Source organism: Nonomuraea sp. NPDC023979 (genome assembly GCF_040639085.1).
Classification (GTDB): Bacteria; Actinomycetota; Actinomycetes; order Streptosporangiales; family Streptosporangiaceae; genus Nonomuraea; species Nonomuraea ceibae.
The window spans coordinates 201417-220951 of the sequence record NZ_JBEZZG010000002.1 but is presented as its reverse complement, the minus strand read 5'-3'; the positions used below and the strand labels follow the sequence as shown (position 1 = coordinate 220951).

Sequence of the window (19535 nt, the reverse complement as noted above, 5' to 3'; positions counted from 1 at the left end):
GGACCGGGGGGCCGTTGCAGGGGATGGTGTACCCGGTCAGGTGCTCGTCAGCCACGCCTCGTGCGCCGCGTGCACCTTGATCCAGAGCTTCTCCTTCTCGGCCGCGCTCACGTCGTCGAGGGGCAGCTCGAAGATGTCGGCCAGGGCGGCGTAGTAGTCGCGGGCCGAGTCGAGCGTCACGGTGAGCACCTTGCCGCCGGTGCGCGACAGCACCAGCCCGCGCAGCGTGTCGACGCCGAGCGCGTCGCGCCGCTGCACGACGGCCGTCCGCACGAACCCGGAGTCGGGCGAGGTGGTCAGATGCCGGTGCATCGCCTCGAAGGCGCTCATCTCCGCCGGGGCGAGGCCGAAGTCCATGCCGATGAACGAACCGGCCGGGTCATGGTCGAACCGCCACCCGCCGGGCGCGACCTGCGACGGACGCAGCCCGTACGTGAAGGGTCCTTGCCGGTACGTGCTCGCGACCAGCGGGAGCGGCTCGTGCAGGCCGTCGCCGAGCCCGGCGTCGACCAGCCACGCGCCGCCGGGGTTGTCCGGCGCGGGAAGGCCGCGCACGGTGAGGACGAGGTGGTTGGCGGTGATGCCGGCCTCGCCGCCCCGGTTCTGGACGCCGCCCACGTGGCGGGTGACGTCGTAGCCGAGCGCCGCGAGCAGCGCCGCGAACGCGCCGTTGAGGTGGTAGCAGTAGCCGCCGCGCCCGGCCGCGATCCGCGCCGCCGACTCGTCCGGGTCGATCGTGGTCGGCCGGCCCAGCCAGACCTCCAGAGCCTCGTACGCGACCCGTTCGACGTGGGCGGCGTGCAGCGCGCGCAGGGCGTCGGCGGAGGGCGGGGCGGCGGGCTGGCGGAGGCGGTTCAGGTACGCGGGCACGTTCACCTGCCCAAGTCTGCACCGGATGTGCACGAATTGGGGAGTGCCCTCTGCACAGCCCCCTTCTAGGCTTTCCGGCGTGACAGAGCAGCGACGCATCCTCGTCGTCGAGGACGACGCCACCATCGCCCGCGCCGTGCGCGACCGGCTCGCCGCCGAGGGGTTCGACGTGCGGGTCGCCGCCGACGGGCACGCCGCGCTGGCCGAGTACGGCAGGGCGGAGCCGGAGCTGGTCATCCTGGACCGGCTGCTGCCGGGGCTCGACGGGCTGGAGGTGTGCCGCCGGATGCAGGCGGCCCGCCCGGTGCCGGTGCTCATGCTGACCGCGCTGGGCGAGGAGACAGACGTGCTCGTGGGGCTCGGCGTCGGCGCGGACGACTACCTGGCCAAGCCGTTCAGCATGCGGGAGCTGGTCGCCCGCATCCACGCGCTGCTGCGGCGGGTGGAGCGCGCCGGGCAGCTCGCCACCACGGAGGACGCCGTGGTCCGGGTCGGCGAGGTGGAGATCGACACGGCGGCGCGGCGGGTGTTCGTGGGCGGCACGGAGGCGCAGCTCACGCGGACCGAGTTCGACCTGCTGCGCCGGCTGGCGGAGCGGCCTGGCCAGGTGTTCGAGCGGGAGCGGCTGCTGTCGGACGTGTGGGGGTTCTCGGAGGCTGCCGCCACCAGGACCGTCGACAGTCACGTACGGGCGCTGCGCCGCAAGCTCGGCCCGGACGTGGTGCGCACCGTCCACGGCGTCGGCTACGCGCTGGTGCGCCGATGAGGCCGCTGGACTTCCTCGGCCGCATCAAGGTGAAGCTCGGCATCGTCATCGTGCTGGCCGTCGGCACGGCGTTCGTGGTGAACGAGGTCGGCATCAACGCCGGTTTCTCCAGGGACGTCCGGATCGCGGTCGCCGTGGTGCTCGCCCTCATCATGGTGCAGCTCCTGGCGATGGGCATGACCAAGCCGCTGCGCGAGATGGCCAGGGCGGCCCAGACGATCGCCCAGGGCCGCTACACGCTGCGCGTGCGGGCCACCTCCCGCGACGAGGTGGGCGAGCTGGCCAGGGCGTTCAACGCGATGGCCGACGACCTGGGCGAGGTCGACAGGCAGCGCCGCGAGCTCGTCGCCAACGTCAGCCACGAGCTGCGCACCCCCATCACCGGCCTGCGCGCCGTCCTGGAGAACGTCGTCGACGGCGTCTCCACGCCCGACCCCGTCACCATGCGCACCGCGCTCGCCCAGACCGAGCGGCTCGGGCGGCTGGTGGCGCAGCTCCTGGACCTGTCGCGGTTCGACTCGGGCTCACGGCTCATCGAGCCGGAGGTCGTCGAGCTCGCGCCGCTCGCCGAGCAGGCGGTGCTGGAGGCGTCGCTGGCGCGCGAGGACGTCCGGCTGCGCGCGGCGGTCCCCGCCGGGCTGGCGGTCAGCGCCGACCCCGACCTGCTGGCGCAGGTCCTGGCCAACCTGCTCGACAACGCCGTACGCCACAGCCCCTCCGGCGGGTCGGTCACCGTGACCGCCTCGGCGTCGGCGGCCGGGGTGACGCTCTCGGTCGCCGACCAGGGGCCGGGCATCCCACCGGACGCCCGGGGGCGGGTGTTCGAGCGTTTCTCCCGCCTCGACGCCGGCCGCACCGCCGACGCGGGCGGCGCGGGGCTGGGGCTGGCCATCGTCAAGGAGATCGTCGAACTGCACGGCGGCTCCATCCGCATCGACGACTGCGCGGGGTGCCGCATGGTCGTCGATCTGCCCGGGAGGATCACCATGCCCGCCGACCGTCCCTCGGACGCCGCCCCCGTGACCGCGAGGGAGGCCGGCGAGCGTCCCCCCGTCCCCGCCGCGCTCGTCGGGGCGTCGGTGACCGGCGACGCGGCAGCCGAGGCCCCTCAGGCCGCCCCTGCGGCGCCCGCCGAGGGCCCGCCGGTCGCCCCGACCCCGAAGGAGCCCGTACGCATGCCGGAGAGGCCCGCCGTGGCGAAGGGGATCGGGGCGGCGGAGGGGCTGGCGCGGGTCCTGGTGGGGCTCGTCCTCGGCGTGATGGCGGGGTTCGTCGGGGGTCTGTTCCTCGCCGTGTTCGCGTCCATGGTGTTCGGTGACGGGGCCGGGCTGCTGGTGTGGGTGGCGGGGACGACGCTGGTGCTCGGGGCGGCGGGCGCGTCGATGGGCGCCGCCTCGGCCCGCCGCGCCGCGGACAGGGCACGCGCCACGGCCGTCCCGTACCAGGGCGAGCGGGGTGCGCAGCCGCAGCACGGCGGCGGGCCGCCCGCGTACGTGCCGCCGCCCGTGTTCCCGAGGCCGGAGGTGCCGGAGACGCCGCGCTGGCTGCTGCCGGCGGCGGCGGGGGCGGGAGTGTTCGCGGCGGTGGCGCTGCCCGACGCGCACGTCGGGCTGGGGATCGTGCTGGTCGCGGTGATGATCGGGGCGGCGGCGCTGCCCGCGGTGATGCGGCGGATGACGCCGTGGACGGTCGCGTTCGGGCTGGCGGCGTACTGGCTGATCGCGATGGCGGCCGTGCGGGACGCCGACTGGCTGGTGGGTCTCCTGCTGGTGGCGGGCGCGGGGCTGGTGGCGCTGGCGGTGTCGGGGGCCGGGCTGGGCTGGCTGGGCGTGATCAGGGGCGGCGCGTCGGTGCTGCTGGCGCTGGGGCCGCTGCCGTGGTTCGTGGCCAGGCCGCTGAAGGGGCTGGCGGCGCGGCGGCGGGTGCTGCCGACGCTGGCGGGGCTGGGCATCACGGCGGTGCTGCTGCTGGTGTTCGGGCTGCTGTTCGCCTCGGCGGACCCGGTGTTCGCCGGTTACGTGGACCGGTTGACGGCGGCGCCGGAGTGGGCGGAGTCGCTGCCGTTGCGGATCTTCCTGGCCGGGGTGTTCGCGGTGCTGCTGGCGGCGGTGGTGCTGGTGGCGCTGCGGCCGGTGGTGGACCCGATCGCCCCTGAGGTGCGGGTGCGGGTCAGCAAGGCCGTCTGGCTGGTGCCGCTGACGGCGGTGAACCTGCTGTTCGCGGCGTTCGTCGCGGTCCAGATCACGGCGCTGTTCGGCGGCGACGCGTGGGTGCTGGAGACGGCCGGGCTCACCTACGCCGAGTACGCCAGGCAGGGCTTCTTCCAGCTCGTCGTGGCCAGCGTGGCGGTGCTGGGCATCGTGGCGTTCGCGGTGGGGACGGTCCGGGCCGAGCGGGGCGAGCGGTGGCTGCTGTCGGCGCCGCTCGGCCTGCTGTGCGGGCTGACGCTGGTGATCCTGGTCTCGGCGCTGCACCGGATGGAGCTCTACACGGACGCGTACGGGCTGTCGCGGCTGCGGCTGTCGGTGGAGGCGACGGTGTGGTGGCTGGGCGCGGTGTTCGCGCTGGTGCTGCTGGCCGGGGCGGTCCGGCTGGCGGGGCGCGGCACGGGCTGGCTGCCGCGCACGATCGTGCTGGTGACCGCGGTCGGGCTGGGCGTCTTCGGGATGGCGAACCCGGATCTGCGGGTCGCCGAGTCGCAGGCCACGCTGCGCGGCGTGCAGAACCTCGACGCCGACTACCTGGGCGATCTGGGCGCGGAGGCGGTCCCGGCGCTGGACCGGCTGCCCGAGCCGCAGCGCAGTTGCGTGCTCGCCGACGTGGTCAGGGCCAACGGCCTGGACGAGCCGGATTCGTGGAACGGCTGGAACCTGGACAGGTCACGGGCCCGCGCCCTGCTGGCGGAACGCCCGGTGATCGCGCAGTCGTCCTGTCAGGCCGTGTCCGGCCGCGGTTCCTGATGGTTGAATCTTGGGGTGATGTTCGACGTAGTCATCAGCGGCGGCCGGGTGCTCGACGGCACCGGAGCGCCGGCGTACCGGGCCGACGTGGCGATCTCCGGCGACAGGATCGCGGCGGTGGGCCGCCTCGACGGGGCCGGCGCGGCGGCGGTGATCGACGCGGCCGGGCGGCTGGTGGCGCCGGGGTTCGTCGACTGCCACGCGCACGGCGACGCCGTGGTGTTCGACCGGGGCGTGCAGCTCGCGGCGCTGCGGCAGGGCGTGACGACGTTCGTGCTGGGGCAGGACGGGCTGTCGTTCGCGCCGGGCTCCGCCGAGACCGTCGCCTACGCCTCGCGTTACTTCGCCGCCGTCAACGGGCTGCTCACCGAGGGGCCGCTGACGGTGGCCGAGCTGCTCGACGGCTACGACCGCTCGGTGGCGCTCAACACCGCCTACCTGCTGCCGCACGGCACGATCCGCTATGACGTGATGGGCGCCTCGCCGGAGGCCGCCTCGCCCGAGGACCTGGCGGGCATGCTGGCGCGCGTGGAGCGCGGGCTGTCGGAGGGCGCGGTGGGGCTGTCCAGCGGCCTGGAGTACCTGCCGGGCCGCTACGCCTCCGCCGGGGAGCTGGCCGAGCTCTGCCGGCCGCTGGCGGGCCTGCCGTACGTCACGCACATGCGGGCCTACGGCGCTCGCGCCGGGGTCGGCATGGCGGACGTGGTGGAGATCGCGCAGCTCTCGGGCGCCGCGGTGCACGTCTCCCACCTGCACGGCCCCGCCGACGTGCTGCTGCCGCTGATCGACGAGGCGCACGGCAAGGACGTCGACCTGACCTTCGACACCTACCCCTACCTGCGGGCCAGCACGATCCTGGCCATGGTGGTGCTGCCGCCGTCGGTGCCGGGCGCCGAGGTCGACAGGGCGCTGGAGATGATCGCCTCCACCGAGCTCGACGCCTGGTGGGCGGGGCTGGCGCCGACCTGGCCGAGGCTGACGATCTCGCACGCGCCCGGCCTGGAGTGGGCCGAGGGGCTGACGATGGTCGAGGCGGCCGAGCGGGCGGGCGTCGATCCCGCCGCGTTCTGCCGCCGCCTGCTCGTGGAGACCCGCCTGGAGGCCGGCTGCGTGGCCGCGCGCCCCGACGAGGGCCCGGCGGGCGAGGAGTCCGTACGGGCGGTTCTGCGGCATCCGTCGCAGACCGGCGGCTCCGACGGCATCTACGTGGGCGGTCATCCGCATCCGCGGGGGTTCGGGGCGTTCGCCCGGTTCCTCGGGCGGCACGTGCGTGAGCTGGGCGACTGGACGTGGGAGCAGGCCGTGGTGCACCTGGCCTCGCATCCGGCCAGGCGGTTCGGCATGCACGACCGCGGGCTGCTGCGGCCCGGGTTCGCGGCGGACGTGGTGGTGTTCGACCCGCTGACTGTGGGCGACCAGGCCACCTACGACGCGCCGCGCACGCTGGCCGCCGGCGTGGACGACGTGCTGGTGTCGGGTCAGCGGGTGCTGGCGGCCGGTGAGCTGACCGGTGCGACCCCCGGCCGGGCCCTGCGCCCGCGCTGACCGTACAAGATCCACAGGATAAGGTCAGAAGCGGACAAAAGGGGGAGATGTGCGGGAGATGCTTGGACACTCCGTGCTCGACGGCGAGCTCGGGTTCCCGCTCATGGTCGTGCATCGCGACGCGCTGGAGCACAACATCGCGACGATGGCCGCGTTCGCCCGCGACCACGGACTGGAGCTGGCGCCGCACGCCAAGACGCACCTGTCGCCGGAGATCGCCGCGATGCAGCTCGACGCCGGGGCGTGGGGGCTGACCGTGGCCACGCCGCGCCAGGCGATGACCGTGCGCGAGTTCGGCGTGAGCCGGATCATGGTGGCCAACCAGGTCGTGGACCCCGCCGGGCTGCGGTGGGCGGCCGGTGAGCTGGAGCGCGACCCGGAGTTCGAGTTCCTGTCGTTCGCCGACTCGGCGGCCGGGGTCGACATCCTGGCCGCGCACGCCGGGGCGCGGCCGTTCCGGGTGCTGGTCGAACTGGGGCACGCCGGGGGCCGGGCCGGATGCCGGAGCCTGGACGACCTGCTGACCCTGGCCGCGTACGTCCAGCAGACCGGCGGGGTCGAGCTGGCCGGGGTCGCCGGGTACGAGGGGTCGCTGAAGTCGGCGGAAGAGGTCCGGAAATATCTGGACCAGTTGCAGGAGGCCGCCGAGCACCTGCGCATCCGCACCCCGATCCTCAGCGTCGGCGGCAGCCAGTGGTTCGACGTGATCGGCCGCCACCTCGCCGCCACCCAGGCCCGCATCCTGCTGCGCAGCGGCGCCTACGTCACCCACGACGACGGCTACTACCGCGAGCGCACCCCGTTCAACCGGATCGACGGCGAGCTGTGGCCCGCCCTGGAGGTGTGGGCGCACGTGCTGTCCACCCCCGAGCCCGGCCTGGCGGTCGTCGGCATGGGCAAGCGCGACGCCCCGTACGACGAGGGCCTGCCCATTCCCAGGCGCGGCGGCGTCACCATCGTCAAGATGCAGGACCAGCACGCGGTGGTGCACGCCGACGGGCTCAGGCCCGGCGACCTGCTGGCCTTCGGCATCTCGCACCCGTGCACCGCCTTCGACAAGTGGCGGGCGCTTCCCCTCGTCGACCGCGAATACCGGGTCGTCGGCACCATCACCACCCGTTTCCAGGAGTTGACATGAAGAAAGAGCTCAGGACCACCGAAGGCGCCGCCCCGGTCGGCGCCTACTCGCAGGGTCTCGTGGTCGGCGACTTCGTCTACACCTCCGGCATGGGCCCGCTGGACCCGCAGACCGGTGAGATCGTCGGCGGCGACGACGTGGCCGCGCAGACCCATCAGGTCATGCGCAACCTCGGCGCGATCCTGGCGGCCCACGGCCTCGGCTTCGACGACGTGATCAAGGCGACCGTCCACCTCCAGGACCTGCACCGCGACTTCGCCGCCTACAACGAGGTCTACAAGTCCTACTTCACCGAGCCGTACCCGGTGCGCACCACCGTCGGGTCCGAGCTGATGAACATCCTGGTGGAGATCGACTTCGTCGCGCACAAGAGCGCGTAAGGTCGGCTCGTGGACAGTTCGGTGTACGTCTTCGTGGAGGACCTGCGAGGCGAAGGGGTCGAGCGGGTGCTCGACAGGATCAGCGCCTACGGCGTGGCGGGAGTCACCGTCGGCGCCGTCCACCACGCCTCCCGCGACGTCACCCCGCACGGGCTGTCCCGGCTGACCATCCGGCACGACGGGGCCCACCTGGTCCCGCCGGCCGACCTGTTCTCCGGCCTGCGGCTCACGCCGACGGCCGGGCACCAGGACGCGCTCGACGGCCTGCGCGCCGCCTGCACGGCGCGTGGGCTCAAGCTCCACGGCTGGACCGTCTTCCTGCGCAACGCCACCATCGGCGAGGCGCACCCGGACGTGAGCGTGCGCGACTGCTTCGGCGACCGGGGCGCGCTGGCCGACCTGTGCCCCGCCCACCCCGACGTGCGCGACTACGCGGTCGCCCTGGCCAGGGCCGTCGCCCGGCTCGGCGTCGACAGCGTGGTGGCCGAATCGCTGCACTTCAGGCCGCACAAGCCGCAGCGCTCGTTCGTGCCGCTCGGGCCGATGGACGCCTACCTGTTCGGCCTGTGCTTCTGCGACTACTGCATGCGCCGCGCCACCGACCTCGGGGTGAACGCCGAGGTGGCGCGGGACGAGTGCGCCAGGATCGTCGGCAGCGTGCTCGACGGCGACCCGCCCGCGCAGGGCGAGGTGACCAGGGCCGCGCTCACCGCCTACGCCGGCCCCGAGGTCGTCGCCTACGCCCGCGCCCGCTCCGAGACCGTCACCACGCTCGTCTCCGAGGTGGCGTCCGCCGTCGCCGACGAGGGCTCCAAGCTGGTGTTCATCGACTCGACCGGCGCGGTCAAGGGCTACACCGACGGCCTGCCCACGCCCGGCCTGGCCGCCCACGACGCCTGGCAGTTCGGGGTCGACCTGGTGGCGCTCGGCGACCTGGTGCCGGCCTTCGGCGTGCTCGCCTACGCCCGCGACGCCGCCCGGGTGGCCGACGACGTGGGCGCCTACCTGCGTTCCGTGGGCAAGGACCGGGAGGTGCGGGCCGTGCTTCGGCCCGGGTTTCCCGACAGCGACTCCGCCGACCGGCTGGTGGCCAAGGCGCGGGGGGCCAAGGCGGCGGGCGCGGCGGCCGTCGACTTCTACGCCTACGGGCTGGTGCCGCACCCCGTGCTGGAGCGCATCCCGGCCGCGCTGGCCGAGGTCAAGGGCTGACCCCGTCGAGGACCAGCGACACCGTGCGCTCGGCGAACCCGGGCCCGAGCGGCTGCCCGCGGAACACCGCCCGCACCCACACCGCCCCGGCCAGCAGGTCCACGATCAGCATCGGGTCGGCCGAGGCCGCCAGCTCGCCGCGCCGCGCCGCGCGTTCGAAGACCTGGCGCTCGCGGGCGAACCGGTCGGCGAAGAAGCGCCGTACATCCAGCTCCGGATGGTCGACGGCGGCGGCCAGCGCGGCCACGGCGACGTCGCGCGCCGGAGGCTCCGTCAGGAGCCGGCGCAGCCCCTCCACCAGCGCGACCAGGTCGCCGCGCAGGCTGCCCGTGTCGGGCGCCTCGAACGCCAGCAGATCGGCCTCCACCAGCGCGGCGCCGAGCAGCGCGGCCTTCGACGGCCACCAGCGGTAGATCGTCGTCTTGTTGACGCCCGACCGCTCGGCGACCCCTTCGACGGTCAGCCCCGCGTAGCCCTTCTCGGCCACCAGCCGCAACGTCGCATCGAAGATCTCCTGCTGCTTCCTCGGCGCCATGCGATCATTTTCTCCCGGTGAACGCCGTGGCCACGCCCAGCCCCAGGTAGACGACGCCGCTGAGACGGCGTAACGCCCTGGCCCGGCTCGTCAGGCGGTCGCTGAGCGCGCCGGCCGCGAACGCGTACACGATGTCCGACAGCGTGCCCAGCGCCAGCAGCGTCAGCCCGAGCACCACGATCTGCGCCGCCGGCGAGCCCGCCTCCGGCCGGACGAACTGGGGCAGGAAGGCCAGGAAGTAGAGCGTGACCTTGGGGTTCAGCAGGTTGACCACGACGCCTTCGAGGAACACCTTGCGCAGCGGCTGCCGCTCCGGGGTCCGCGCCGCCGCCCCGTCGCCGCCGGTGAAGGCGCGGATGCCCAGATAGACCAGGTACGCCACCCCCGCCCACTTGACGATCGCGAACAGCGTCGCCGAGCGCGCGATCACGTACGACAGCCCGGCGGCGGCCGCGGCGATGTGCACGAGCGTGGCCACCTCCACGCCGACCGCGCTCACCAGTGCCGCCGCACGGCCCTGGGAGAGCCCTCTGGCCATGATGTAGAGGTGATTGGGTCCCGGGATCAGCACCAGGGCCAGCGAGGCGCTCACGAAGAAGACGAACGTCGTCCAGGAGATCACCTGATGAGGGTAAAGGCGGCTTTGGTCCGGGCAGAAGGGCCAATGCACGGCCTGAAATACGGTCCATTGCGGTGCGTGGCATAGTAACTGCGTGAATGGAACTCTCGTCGGCCGCTCGATCGAGCTCGCCCGTCTTGTCCGGGTGCTCGACGCCGCCGCCGAGGGCACCGCCGGGGTCGCCCTCATCGGAGGCGACGCCGGGATCGGCAAGTCCCGCCTGGTCGGAGAGGTGGTCTCCGAGGCGCGCGAGCGCGGCTTCAACGTCCTCGTCGGCCAGTGCGCCGAGCTCGGCGACGCGCTGCCCTACCTGCCGCTGGCCGACGCGCTGCGAAGCGCCGACCCCGAGGTGCGCGAGGCCGCCGCCGCCCACCCCATGCTCAGCCAGCTCCTGCCCGGCACCGAGGGCACGCAGTCGGCCGCGCTGACCCAGCAGCGGCTGTTCGGCACGCTGCTCGGGCTGCTGTCGGAGCTGCAGCCGGTGCTGTTCGTGATCGAGGACCTGCACTGGGCCGACCGGTCCACGCGCGACCTGCTGGTGTTCCTGAGCCGGATGGTCCAGACCGAGCGCGTGTGCGTGGCCGGCACGTACCGTACCGACGACCTGCACCGGCGCCACCCGCTCCGGTCCGTGCTGGCCGAGCTCAAGCGGCTGCCCACGGTGACGAACGTGGAGCTGGGCCCGCTCGGCTCTGGCGACATGTCCGACTATGTCATGACGCTGGGCTCGCTGGACGCCCGCGAACTCGGCATGGTCGTCTCCCGCGCTGACGGCAACCCCTTCTACGCCGAGGAGCTCGCCGGCGCCGTCGCCGAGGGCGAAACCCTGCCCGACAGCCTGGCCAGCCTGCTCATGTCCCGCGTCGAAGTGCTCACGCCCGCCTCCCAGCAGGTGCTGCGCGCCGCCGCCGTGGCCGGCCGCCGCGTCGAGGACGAGCTGCTGCGCGAGGTCTCCGGCCTGCCCCTGCCCGACTTCGAGGAAGCCGTACGGGAGATCGTCTCGCGCGGCCTGCTGCGCGTCCACGGCCACGGCTACGCCTTCCGCCACGCCCTCCTCCAGGAAGCCGTCTACACCGACCTGCTGCCCGGCGAGCGCACCCGCCTGCACGCCGACTTCGCCCGCCTGCTCACCTCGCCCGCCGAGCTCGCCCACCACCACCTGGCCAGCCACAACCTGGCAGGCGCCGTCGCCGCCTCCGCCGAAGCCGGCCGCCTGGCCGAGCGCCTGGGCGCGCCCGCCGAGGCCCACCGCCACTACGACCAGGTGCTCAGCCTGTGGGACCGGGTCAGTGACGCCGCCGAACTCGCCGGCGAGAGCCGCATCGCGCTCGCCTTCCGCAGCGCCGTCATGGCCGCCGACAGCGGCGACAACCACCGCGCCGTGCACGCCCTGCGCGCCCTGCCGCCCACCTCCGAGGTCAGCGAACGGCTCGCCTACTACCTGTTCGAGATGGACGACACCGAAGGCGCCATCGCCGCCGCCGAACACGCCGTCAACACCGCCTTCGACCAGACCGCCCTGGCCCGGGCCCTCGCCACGTACGCCCGCGCCCTGCTGTGGACCCCGCGCCACGCCGAGGTCGAGCAGCTGGCTCACCGCGCGCTGGAGACCGCCCGCGCCGCCGGGGCCAAGGACGCCGAGGCCGGCGCCCTGCTCACGCTCGCCACGTTCACCGAGGTCCGCCACGACGTCATCCGCGCCCACGAGCTGATCGAGCTCGCCTCCGCCGAGAGCACCGGCGACCTCGCCATGGACCTGCGCGCCCACTTCCACCACGCCCGCGTCCACTACGAGCAGGGCCTGCTCCGCCAGGCCGCCGAGGTCGCCGACGAGGGCATCCGGCTCGCCGACGAGACCGGCCTGCGCTGGAGCACCTACGGCACCGACCTGCGCTTCCTGCGCTTCCTCATCCACTACGTGGCCGGCGAATGGGACGAGGCCGAAGCCGTCGCCTCCGGGTTCGGCGCCCGCGTCGGCACCGTGCCCGAGGCCACGCTGTCGTCCTTCGCCCTGTTCATCGAGGTCGCCCGCGGCCTGCCCGCCGTGGAGAGCCGGCTGGCCTGGCTGCGCCCGTTCTGGGACGACGCGCTCGTCGTCTACATGTCACGCGGGCTCGCCGCCGAACACGCCCTGTGGACCGGCGACCCCGCCGCCGCCCTCGACCACGTCGCCGCCGCCCTCGACTCCCTCCTGCCCGGCGAATCCGGCACCGTCCGCATCGCCGCCATCGGCCTGTGGGCGATGGCCTCGCTCGGCACCACCGAAGGCGCCGACGAACTCGCCGACCGCGCCCGCTTCGCCGTCGACTCCGGCCCGGTGGGCGAACGCGGCCCCATGGGCCCCGAAGGAAACGCGTGGGCGCTGCGCGTCGAGGCCGAATGGCACCGCGTCCACGGCCGCCTCGACGTCTCCCTGTGGCGCCAGGTCGTCGAAGCCTTCTCGTACGGGTTCGTCTACGAGGAGGCGCGGGCCCGCTGGCGGCTCGCCGAAGCCCTGCTGGCCGCCGGCGAACGCGACGAGGCCCAGGCCGAGTGGGAACGGGCGCGAGAGACGGCCCTGAAGCTCAAGGCGGCCCCCCTGGAGTCGGCCCTGGCCGAGTTCGGCAAACGAGCCCGCTTCGGCGCCGGCCAGGGCAACGGGCACGTGGACGGCGCCCTGACCGCCCGCGAACAGGAAGTGCTCCGGCTCGTCGCCGAAGGACTGACCAACCGGGAGATCGCCGAGCGGCTGTTCATCGCGCAGAAGACGGTCAGCGTGCACGTCTCGAACATCCTGGCCAAGCTCGGCGCCTCCACCCGCACCCAGGCCGCCGCCACCGCCCGCCGCCACGGCCTCCTCGGTTAGGACTTCGCCGCCAGCTCCCTGACCACCTGGATCAGCTCCGCCGGATCGAACGGCTTCGTCAGATAGGCGTCGACACCCAGGCCCCGGCCGCGCCGCTTGTCGTCATCCTGCGCCCTGGCCGTGATCAGCACCACCTTGATGTGGCTCGTGGCCTCCTCGGCACGCAACCGCTGAGCCGTCGTCCAGCCGTCGAGGCACGGCATCATCACGTCCAGCGTGATCACGTCCGGCATCACGTCCAGCACCTGATCCAGGCAGTCTTGCCCGTCGGTCGCCGTCGTCACCTCGAACCCCTCAAGGTTGAGATTGACCGCGATCAGCTGACGGATGACCTCGTCATCGTCCACGACCAGTACTTTGCCAAGAACCTCGCCCACGGCGGCAAAGCTACCCGTAGCGGGGCGCTCACGTGCGGTTTTCGCGGGATGTGTGCACGGACGGTTATCTGGTGCCGAGTGGTCGCGGGATACTGGTAGCCTTATCACTCGTCGAGCCCCCTTAGCTCAGGGGATAGAGCACCGGCCTCCGGAGCCGGGTGCGCAGGTTCGAATCCTGCAGGGGGCACCGCTCGACAGCCAGGTCAGACATCGTCTGACCTGGCTTTTTGCTTATCGGCCGATCGTTCGGCCGTGCCCTCTCGCGGCGCTTCCGCCCGCACGATGCGGCGAGTCTCGCGAGCCATTCGCGAGTCGGGAACTACTGGCGATGCTCCCGTGCGCGATTCACGCGTTCGATCCACACCTCGTCATGTCCGGTCACGCATCGGCGGCAGATCCGCTGCAGGACCTCCATGCCGTGCCCTGCCCACTCGGCCATCTGAGCCGCAGCAACGCCCATGGACAGCCGCCCGGTGATCCCGGCGCGGACGTGCTGACCCTTCCACAATCGTGAGTAGGTGGACTTCGGCACCGCCCGAACCGTCATCTCCGTGCGGCCCTCGAGGTTGAGCTCGCCGTGCAGGCCGCTGTTGGCGTTGTCCTTGCCACGTCGTTGTCAAGTTCGCGCGGCGCGCCGGGTCCGTCGACAACGAAGGTTCACGCCCCGCCGCCTGGGCGACCGCAAAAACGGAGCCAGGACCTGCGGGACTCAGGGTGGAGTCCGGTCGAGCTCGTGGAAGCCGTACACGCACTGATGGCTCCCCTGGTTCTGCTGAACATCGTGGCGGTCATCGCGATTAACGGGTCTAGCTCCCGCTGCCCACGGAACATGTCGCCACCAGTGCGAGGCCGCGCCAGTCGTGAGGATCAGGTGGACCCGCTCCGGTGTCCAGGAGGTCGGCGGCTGCGGCGGCGAGCTGAGCGTGCGTCGGCGGCTTGGCGAGAGCCACCGGGTGCACGAAGGCCACTCCCTTCGTGCGGACGGTTCAGGAGGCGAGGAAATCGAAGTGGAAGCCGACGAGGAATAGCCCGAACGCGAGCCATCGGGCAGGGTGAGCCGGCCGAGCGCGGTCCAGCAGGAAGGCCAGGCCGCGGCTTGCCGGCAGACACAAGCCATAGATGAAAATCACCCACGGCAGCATGAAGATTCCAACGGCTATCAGCGCCATCACGAGCACGGGCGCTATAAGCATTACCAAGTAGCCTTCGGATTTCAGCTCAGATTTGGATTTTCCTGTTGCGTCGGAGGAGCTGATATACCAGAAGGGCGCCGCAAATACTGCGATGAAGAAGATCGCGAGGAGGATGCCGATCGCGATCTTCCATCTGCCGTCGAGGGCGCCGATGGCCTCGTTGTAAGCCTTGGTAGCTGCTCGCGCAGGACCGAACGTGTCATCGAACAGGCCGATGACGGCGATGATTATCCAGGTGATCGCGGAAAGGACAGAGAGTATGGCTGCCGCCCGCTCGGCGCCTCGCGTGAACCGTGCTCGCCATGGAATTCTGGCCAGTTGCTTGCCGAACGCGCGGAGCGCGTCGGGGCCGATCAGGTCGAGGACGACTGTAAGCGCGGCGACAAACTGGAGCGCCTTCCCCCAGCGGGCCCAGTAGAAGAGGGGCTGCCCCCAGAGGATGGCGCCAGTGAGTTGCTGGCCGTCCCGCCAGCGCATCCATAAATCACAGAGTTCCCCCACGTGTACAGCGTGATCGAGCGGTCGGGGTACGTCCAGCGAGATGCCGATGTCTGAGGCGTCCTATCCGACGCTGATGGCGGACCCGGAGTTTCCATGGATCAGAGACCCTGTCACACGACAGGCATGGACGGGGTCACCAGGACGGCCAGGCCTCACCACTGCTTGGCCCCGGCTCGCGTTGCCGGGGCGTTCATGCTGCTCATGGCATCGTGCTCGCGTAGTGGTCGGCGATGTCGTCGCTGGTGGTCAGCCACACGCCGGGGTGTCCGGCGATGTAGGCCAGTGCCTGGTCGAGATACTTGGTGCGGAACGCCTGCCCGATCACGAACGGGTGCAGGGCCAGCGCCATGACCCGCCCGCTCGTGGCCGAGTCGGCGTAGAGCTGGTCGAACTGGTCCTTCACCAGCTGCAGGAAGTCGGGCCCCGTCATGCCGTGCATCGTGAACAGGCCGAGGTCGTTGAGCTCCACCGTGTACGGCACGCTCAGCATGCCGGGCACGTTCAGCCGGAACGGCTGGTCGTCGCAGGTCCAGTCGAGCACGTAGCTCAGGCCGAGCTCGGCCAGCAGGGCCGGGGTGCGCAGGGTCTCGTTGAGCGCGGGGCCCATCCAGCCGCGCGGCCGGCGGCCGGTGGCCTGCTCGATCGTGGCGATGATGGAGGTCAGCTCGGCGCGTTCCTCGTCCTCGGACATGCCCGCCGGGAGGACGGAGTTGGTACGGCCGTGGGCCACCCACGCCCAGTCACGGGCCAGGCCGGCCTGGACGATCTGCGGATAGTGGTCGCAGACGGACGAGTTGAGCAGCACGCTGGCCCGGATGCCGTGGCGGTCCAGGCTCTCCATCACCCGCCAGAAGCCGACCCGGGCTCCGTAGTCGCGCCAGCCGTGGTTGAGCGGGTCGGGCACCAGGGCCGAGGTGGCCTCGTTCAGGCTCGTCGACGGCCGGCCGAACAGGAAGTGCTCGACGTTCAGCCCGACGTAGAAGGCCACCCTGGCGTCGCCGGGCCAGTGGAGGGGCTGCCGGTCGACGATCGGGTCGTAGTCGTAGAGTTCGTTCTCCATGGTTCTCCCTTGTTCAGGCCGAGGCGAGGCGGACGAGCATCTTTCCGGTTCCGGCGCCGTGAAGCGTTCCGATGAGGGCGGCAGGCGCCCGGCCGAGTCCGTCGACGACGGCGTGGTCGCGCAGGACCGCGCCGTGCATGACCGTGACGCCGACGGGAACGGCCGCCGCGCGGGAGTCGACGACCTCGCCGGCGAGCAGCAGGATCTGGTGGCTGATCACGGGGCGGCCATCTCGGGTTCCGTCGCCTCGTCAGGGGCGCTCGCCGCGCGTACGTGCCGGAGGGTGATCAGTACGACGGCGATGACCAGTACGGCGAGGCCGGCACTTACGGCGGCGGCCGCAGAGAAGCCGCACAGGAAGGCGTCCTTGGCCGCGGCCACCAGCCGGCCCGCCAGGGGAGAGGGGAGGGCCTCGGCGACGCCGATGGCGCTGCCCAGCGAGTCGCGCGCGGCGTCAGGCACGCCCGGCGGGAGGGTCGTCGCGATCTCGTCGCGGTAGACGGCCACCGCGAAGCTGCCGGTGATCGCGATGCCCATGGCCAGGCCCAGGTCGTAGGCGGTCTGCCCGGCCGCGGCGGCGGAGCCGGCCTTCTGCGGCGGGGCCGCGCGGACCGCCAGCTCGGTGCCCAGCACGCTGATCGGCCCGACCCCGAGCATGATCACCGTGGCCGCGACAGCGGCGGCCAGCGGGCTGGCCGCCCCCACGGCCAGCAGATACCCGGCCAGCGACACCAGAGCGCCGAGCGTGATGACATACGCCGGCCGCAGCCGCCGTACCAGCAGCGGCGTGAGCTGCGAGCCGAGCAGGAAGGCCGCGGCCGACGGCAGCAACCACAATCCGGCCGCCACCGGGTCGAGCCCGCCGAACAACTGCAGGAACTGCGGGATCAGGTACTCCACGCTGTTGAGCGCCATCATGGCCAGGAACAGCATGGTCAGCGCTCCGGTGAAGGACCGGTCGGCGAACAGCCGCAGGTCCAGCAGCGGCGAGCGGAGCCGGTTCTGCCGCCGGACGAACAGGACGAAGAACACCACCCCGGCCAGCCCGGCCAGCACCACCGCGGGCCGCCAGCCGTGTTCGGCGATGCGCTTGACCGCGTAGACGATCGGCAGGATGCCCAGCAGGAACATCGCCACGCTGGTCAGGTCCAGCCGCCCGGCCGCCCGGTCGCGGTACTCCGGCAGCAGCACCGGCCCGGCCGCCAGCACCAGCAGCATGACCGGCGCGCCGATCAGGAACACCAGCCCCCACCACAGGTTCGCCAGCAGCAGCCCGCCGAACACCGGGCCCAGCCCGACCCCCAGCGCCAGCGCCGTCGCCCACAGCGAGATCGCCCGCGTCCGCTGGCGGGGATCGGTGAACATGGTGCTGATCAGCGACAGCGTCGAGGGCAGGATCGCGGCCCCGGCCACACCCAGCACCGCCCGCGCCCCGATCAGCAGCCCCGGGCTGGCGGCGTACGCGGACGCCACCATGACGAGCTCCACCACCAGGTACGTCGCGGCCCCGGCGAGCAACAGCCGGCGGCGCCCGATCCGATCGCCCAGCGTGCCCATCACCACCAGGAACCCGGCGGTCATGAAGCCGTAGATGTCGATGATCCACAGGAATTCGGCACTCGACGGCCGCAGGTCAGCGGTCAGGAACGGGGTGGCCAGCCACAGAACGCCCAGATCGGCGGTGAGCATCATGGTCGGCAGCAACAAGACCGCCAGCCCGAGCCACTGCCGGGGCCCGGCCTTGTGTTCAGTGCGAACGTTCATGCCGGGACCGTACGGATCAGGCCGGGCCCACCAGGAGGGCCGGGCGCGTCAGGAAGGGGACCGGACCCGCCGCAGCGCCGCGGGCCCGGAGCCGTACCAGCGATGGATCGCCCGGCGCAGCGCGCGCTGGTCGGCATAGCCGGTGCGGGCGGCGATCGAGGCCACCGTCATGGGCGTGTTCAGCAGCAGATGCTCCACCCGTGCTCGCCTGACCCGTTCGACCTCCTCGCGCCAGCTCGTCCCCTCCTCGCGCAGGCGGCGCTGCAAGGTGCGCGGCGCCAGGCGCAGCCGGCGCGCGACGGCGGCCAGGTCCCCGTCGGGCAGGCTCAGCTCGACCTCGACCCGGAAGCGGTCCAGCCAGCCCAGCACCGGCCGGGCGCCGGCCAGCGTGGTGCGCGCGTGCTCGCGCAAGATCCTGGCCAGCGCCGGATCCGCCCGCGGCAGCCGCGCCCACGCATCGGCGGCCGAGAAGGTGACCGAAGGCAGCTCGGCGCCGAACTCCAGCCGGTCGGTGCCGTACGCCTCGATCAGGTACGCGTGGCGGCGGGGCGGCGCGCAGGGCAGCGTCACCCGCACCGGGGTCAGCGGCCGTCCGGCGCCCGACCGCGCCGAGGTCAGGATCAGCCCGGCCGCGAACTCGGAAATGATCGGGAACACCGGATGGCCGGCGAACACGCCACGGAACCCGACCGTCAGCCGGCCATCGGCCTCGACGGTGACGGCGAAGGACTCCGCCGGATCGGTGATCGCCGCCGCGTGCCGGTCGCCCTCGCCGAACGCGTCGACGAGCGTGTCGGCGGCGGCGAAAAGGTAGTCCCACACCCCGAGCAGGCCGGGCCGCCACAACTTCCACGGCAGCGTGCCGCCGCCTCGCTCGCGCAGCGCCGTCTCCCACTCCTGCCAGATGCGCACCAGCGAGGCGGACGGCAGCCGGATGCCGTCGTCGCCGACCACGTCCAGCCCGGGAACCCGCGACAGCCGGCGCCGATCGAGCCCGGCCGTCTCACCCGCCAACAGGACCAGTCTCGTGATGTGCGGCGGGCAGGTGTGCTCCATCCCCGTCATGCCTACCCCCGGTGATCAATGTGACCGGCCCTCCGGACCGTGACGCTAGCGATCAAGCTTCGCGCAGGGCAATGACGGTCATCACAGTGGATCCCGGTCAGACGCACCAGGCCGGGTCGTTGCGCTGGAAATGGGACGTTCGCGGTGCCGGCCCGATCCGGACGGCGGCGAGGCGGCACGACGCTGAGACCTTCGGCGTGACTGCCCCGGGGAGCGTCAGAGGGCTCGACGGCGCCCACATAAGGTGGTGTCGACGCCGCCCGTAGCTGGACGTCTGGTGGCCGAGCTACGACGCGATCTCCATGTTCTACGGCCTGTGCCGGCCAGGTTCGGTGGGAGGGGTGGCCAGGGGCCGGGCGGGGTCAGCGGGGGCGGTTGTGGGCGGCTTCGGCGAGGTCGGTCCACTGGTCGGCGAAGGCGTGGGGGACGACGACCCAGTCCTTGACCACCTTGCCCTGCCCGGTCGGGTCGAAGAGGGAAGCGCCGTCCAACTGGAGCGCGGCCGCGTGCTCGGGGGTGTCGCGGACCAGGCGGAAGACCATGGCGCCGTCTCGTTGCAGGCTGGCGAACACCTTCCCGGCCTGGTCCTTGAGCGCCGGTCTGCCCATCATGCTGGAGACCAGCACGCCCAGGTCGGCCAGTTCGGCGCCGACCTGCTTGAAGTCCTCTTCCGCGCTCACCGGTGCCCCCAAGACTCGTCAGGCAGAA

Annotated in this window: 18 protein-coding genes and 1 tRNA gene; 8 read left to right on the top strand and 11 right to left on the bottom strand. The window is 72.4% G+C overall.

The annotated features are described in order from the left end of the window. Positions 1 to 36 precede the first annotated feature (36 nt). Positions 37 to 876 (bottom strand): arylamine N-acetyltransferase, encoded by an 840-nt coding sequence (locus AB0G11_RS04370; protein ID WP_357583925.1) that lies wholly within the window; start codon positions 874 to 876, stop codon positions 37 to 39. A gap of 73 nt (positions 877 to 949) precedes the next feature. Between AB0G11_RS04370 and AB0G11_RS04365 the strand changes: the two genes are divergently transcribed. The 6 genes from AB0G11_RS04365 to AB0G11_RS04340 are packed head-to-tail and all read left to right on the top strand — an operon-like array spanning position 950 to position 8868. Beyond that, on the top strand, positions 950 to 1636 hold the full coding sequence (locus tag AB0G11_RS04365; protein WP_219508354.1) for a response regulator transcription factor: 687 nt from the start codon (positions 950 to 952) through the stop codon (positions 1634 to 1636). Beyond that, on the top strand, positions 1633 to 4596 hold the full coding sequence (locus tag AB0G11_RS04360) for a DUF4153 domain-containing protein (RefSeq protein ID WP_357583923.1): 2964 nt from the start codon (positions 1633 to 1635) through the stop codon (positions 4594 to 4596). The genes AB0G11_RS04365 and AB0G11_RS04360 overlap by 4 nt, the downstream gene beginning before the upstream one ends. Before the next feature lie 18 nt (positions 4597 to 4614). Continuing rightward, complete coding sequence (locus tag AB0G11_RS04355) at positions 4615 to 6141, top strand: amidohydrolase family protein (protein ID WP_357583921.1); 1527 nt, start codon at positions 4615 to 4617, stop codon at positions 6139 to 6141. 58 nt (positions 6142 to 6199) lie between these two features. Then, a complete protein-coding gene (locus tag AB0G11_RS04350; RefSeq protein WP_219508357.1) occupies positions 6200 to 7279 on the top strand; it encodes an alanine racemase in 1080 nt (359 codons plus the stop codon). Further along, positions 7276 to 7659 carry a Rid family detoxifying hydrolase gene (locus tag AB0G11_RS04345; RefSeq protein WP_219508358.1) on the top strand — a complete coding sequence of 128 codons (384 nt, stop codon included), beginning with the start codon at positions 7276 to 7278 and terminating at the stop codon, positions 7657 to 7659. The genes AB0G11_RS04350 and AB0G11_RS04345 overlap by 4 nt, the downstream gene beginning before the upstream one ends. 9 nt (positions 7660 to 7668) lie before the next feature. Further along, complete coding sequence (locus AB0G11_RS04340) at positions 7669 to 8868, top strand: hypothetical protein (RefSeq protein ID WP_357583919.1); 1200 nt, start codon at positions 7669 to 7671, stop codon at positions 8866 to 8868. Here the strand turns inward: AB0G11_RS04340 and AB0G11_RS04335 are convergent. Further along, complete coding sequence (locus tag AB0G11_RS04335; protein ID WP_219508360.1) at positions 8858 to 9403, bottom strand: TetR/AcrR family transcriptional regulator; 546 nt, start codon at positions 9401 to 9403, stop codon at positions 8858 to 8860. The two genes, AB0G11_RS04340 and AB0G11_RS04335, sit on opposite strands and share 11 nt — an antisense overlap. A gap of 4 nt (positions 9404 to 9407) precedes the next feature. Continuing rightward, positions 9408 to 10025: a LysE family translocator gene (locus tag AB0G11_RS04330; RefSeq protein ID WP_219508361.1), complete on the bottom strand. Its 618-nt coding sequence runs from the start codon at positions 10023 to 10025 to the stop codon at positions 9408 to 9410. Positions 10026 to 10116: 91 nt separating this feature from the next. On the opposite strand from AB0G11_RS04330, the gene AB0G11_RS04325 reads away from it, so the two are divergent. After that, complete coding sequence (locus AB0G11_RS04325; protein ID WP_357583917.1) at positions 10117 to 12867, top strand: AAA family ATPase; 2751 nt, start codon at positions 10117 to 10119, stop codon at positions 12865 to 12867. On the opposite strand, the gene AB0G11_RS04320 is transcribed toward AB0G11_RS04325, so the two are convergent. Next, a complete protein-coding gene (locus AB0G11_RS04320; RefSeq protein ID WP_357583915.1) occupies positions 12864 to 13244 on the bottom strand; it encodes a response regulator in 381 nt (126 codons plus the stop codon). The genes AB0G11_RS04325 and AB0G11_RS04320 overlap by 4 nt on opposite strands. Before the next feature lie 115 nt (positions 13245 to 13359). Here AB0G11_RS04320 and AB0G11_RS04315 point away from each other — a divergent pair. Then, positions 13360 to 13431, top strand: a tRNA-Arg gene (locus AB0G11_RS04315). 132 nt (positions 13432 to 13563) lie between these two features. Here the strand turns inward: AB0G11_RS04315 and AB0G11_RS04310 are convergent. The 7 genes from AB0G11_RS04310 to AB0G11_RS04280 form a co-directional block, all read right to left on the bottom strand. Continuing rightward, positions 13564 to 13776, bottom strand: coding sequence for a hypothetical protein (locus tag AB0G11_RS04310; RefSeq protein WP_357583913.1), 213 nt, complete (start codon positions 13774 to 13776; stop codon positions 13564 to 13566). A gap of 454 nt (positions 13777 to 14230) precedes the next feature. Continuing rightward, the gene (locus tag AB0G11_RS04305; RefSeq protein WP_357583911.1) at positions 14231 to 14914 is read right to left on the bottom strand and encodes a hypothetical protein; all 684 of its coding nucleotides are present in this window, start codon (positions 14912 to 14914) and stop codon (positions 14231 to 14233) included. Between the two features lie 223 nt (positions 14915 to 15137). Then, positions 15138 to 15998 (bottom strand): polysaccharide deacetylase family protein, encoded by an 861-nt coding sequence (locus AB0G11_RS04300; RefSeq protein ID WP_357583909.1) that lies wholly within the window; start codon positions 15996 to 15998, stop codon positions 15138 to 15140. Positions 15999 to 16011: 13 nt separating this feature from the next. Then, positions 16012 to 16218, bottom strand: a complete 207-nt coding sequence (locus tag AB0G11_RS04295) for a hypothetical protein (protein WP_219508366.1) — start codon at positions 16216 to 16218, stop codon at positions 16012 to 16014. After that, on the bottom strand, positions 16215 to 17762 hold the full coding sequence (locus tag AB0G11_RS04290) for an MFS transporter (RefSeq protein ID WP_357583907.1): 1548 nt from the start codon (positions 17760 to 17762) through the stop codon (positions 16215 to 16217). Before AB0G11_RS04290 ends, AB0G11_RS04295 begins: the two co-directional genes overlap by 4 nt. Before the next feature lie 48 nt (positions 17763 to 17810). Beyond that, positions 17811 to 18827 carry a helix-turn-helix domain-containing protein gene (locus AB0G11_RS04285; RefSeq protein ID WP_357583905.1) on the bottom strand — a complete coding sequence of 339 codons (1017 nt, stop codon included), beginning with the start codon at positions 18825 to 18827 and terminating at the stop codon, positions 17811 to 17813. A 362-nt stretch (positions 18828 to 19189) separates the two neighbouring features. Then, positions 19190 to 19507 carry a hypothetical protein gene (locus tag AB0G11_RS04280; protein WP_219508369.1) on the bottom strand — a complete coding sequence of 106 codons (318 nt, stop codon included), beginning with the start codon at positions 19505 to 19507 and terminating at the stop codon, positions 19190 to 19192. Between the last annotated feature and the right edge of the window lie 28 nt (positions 19508 to 19535).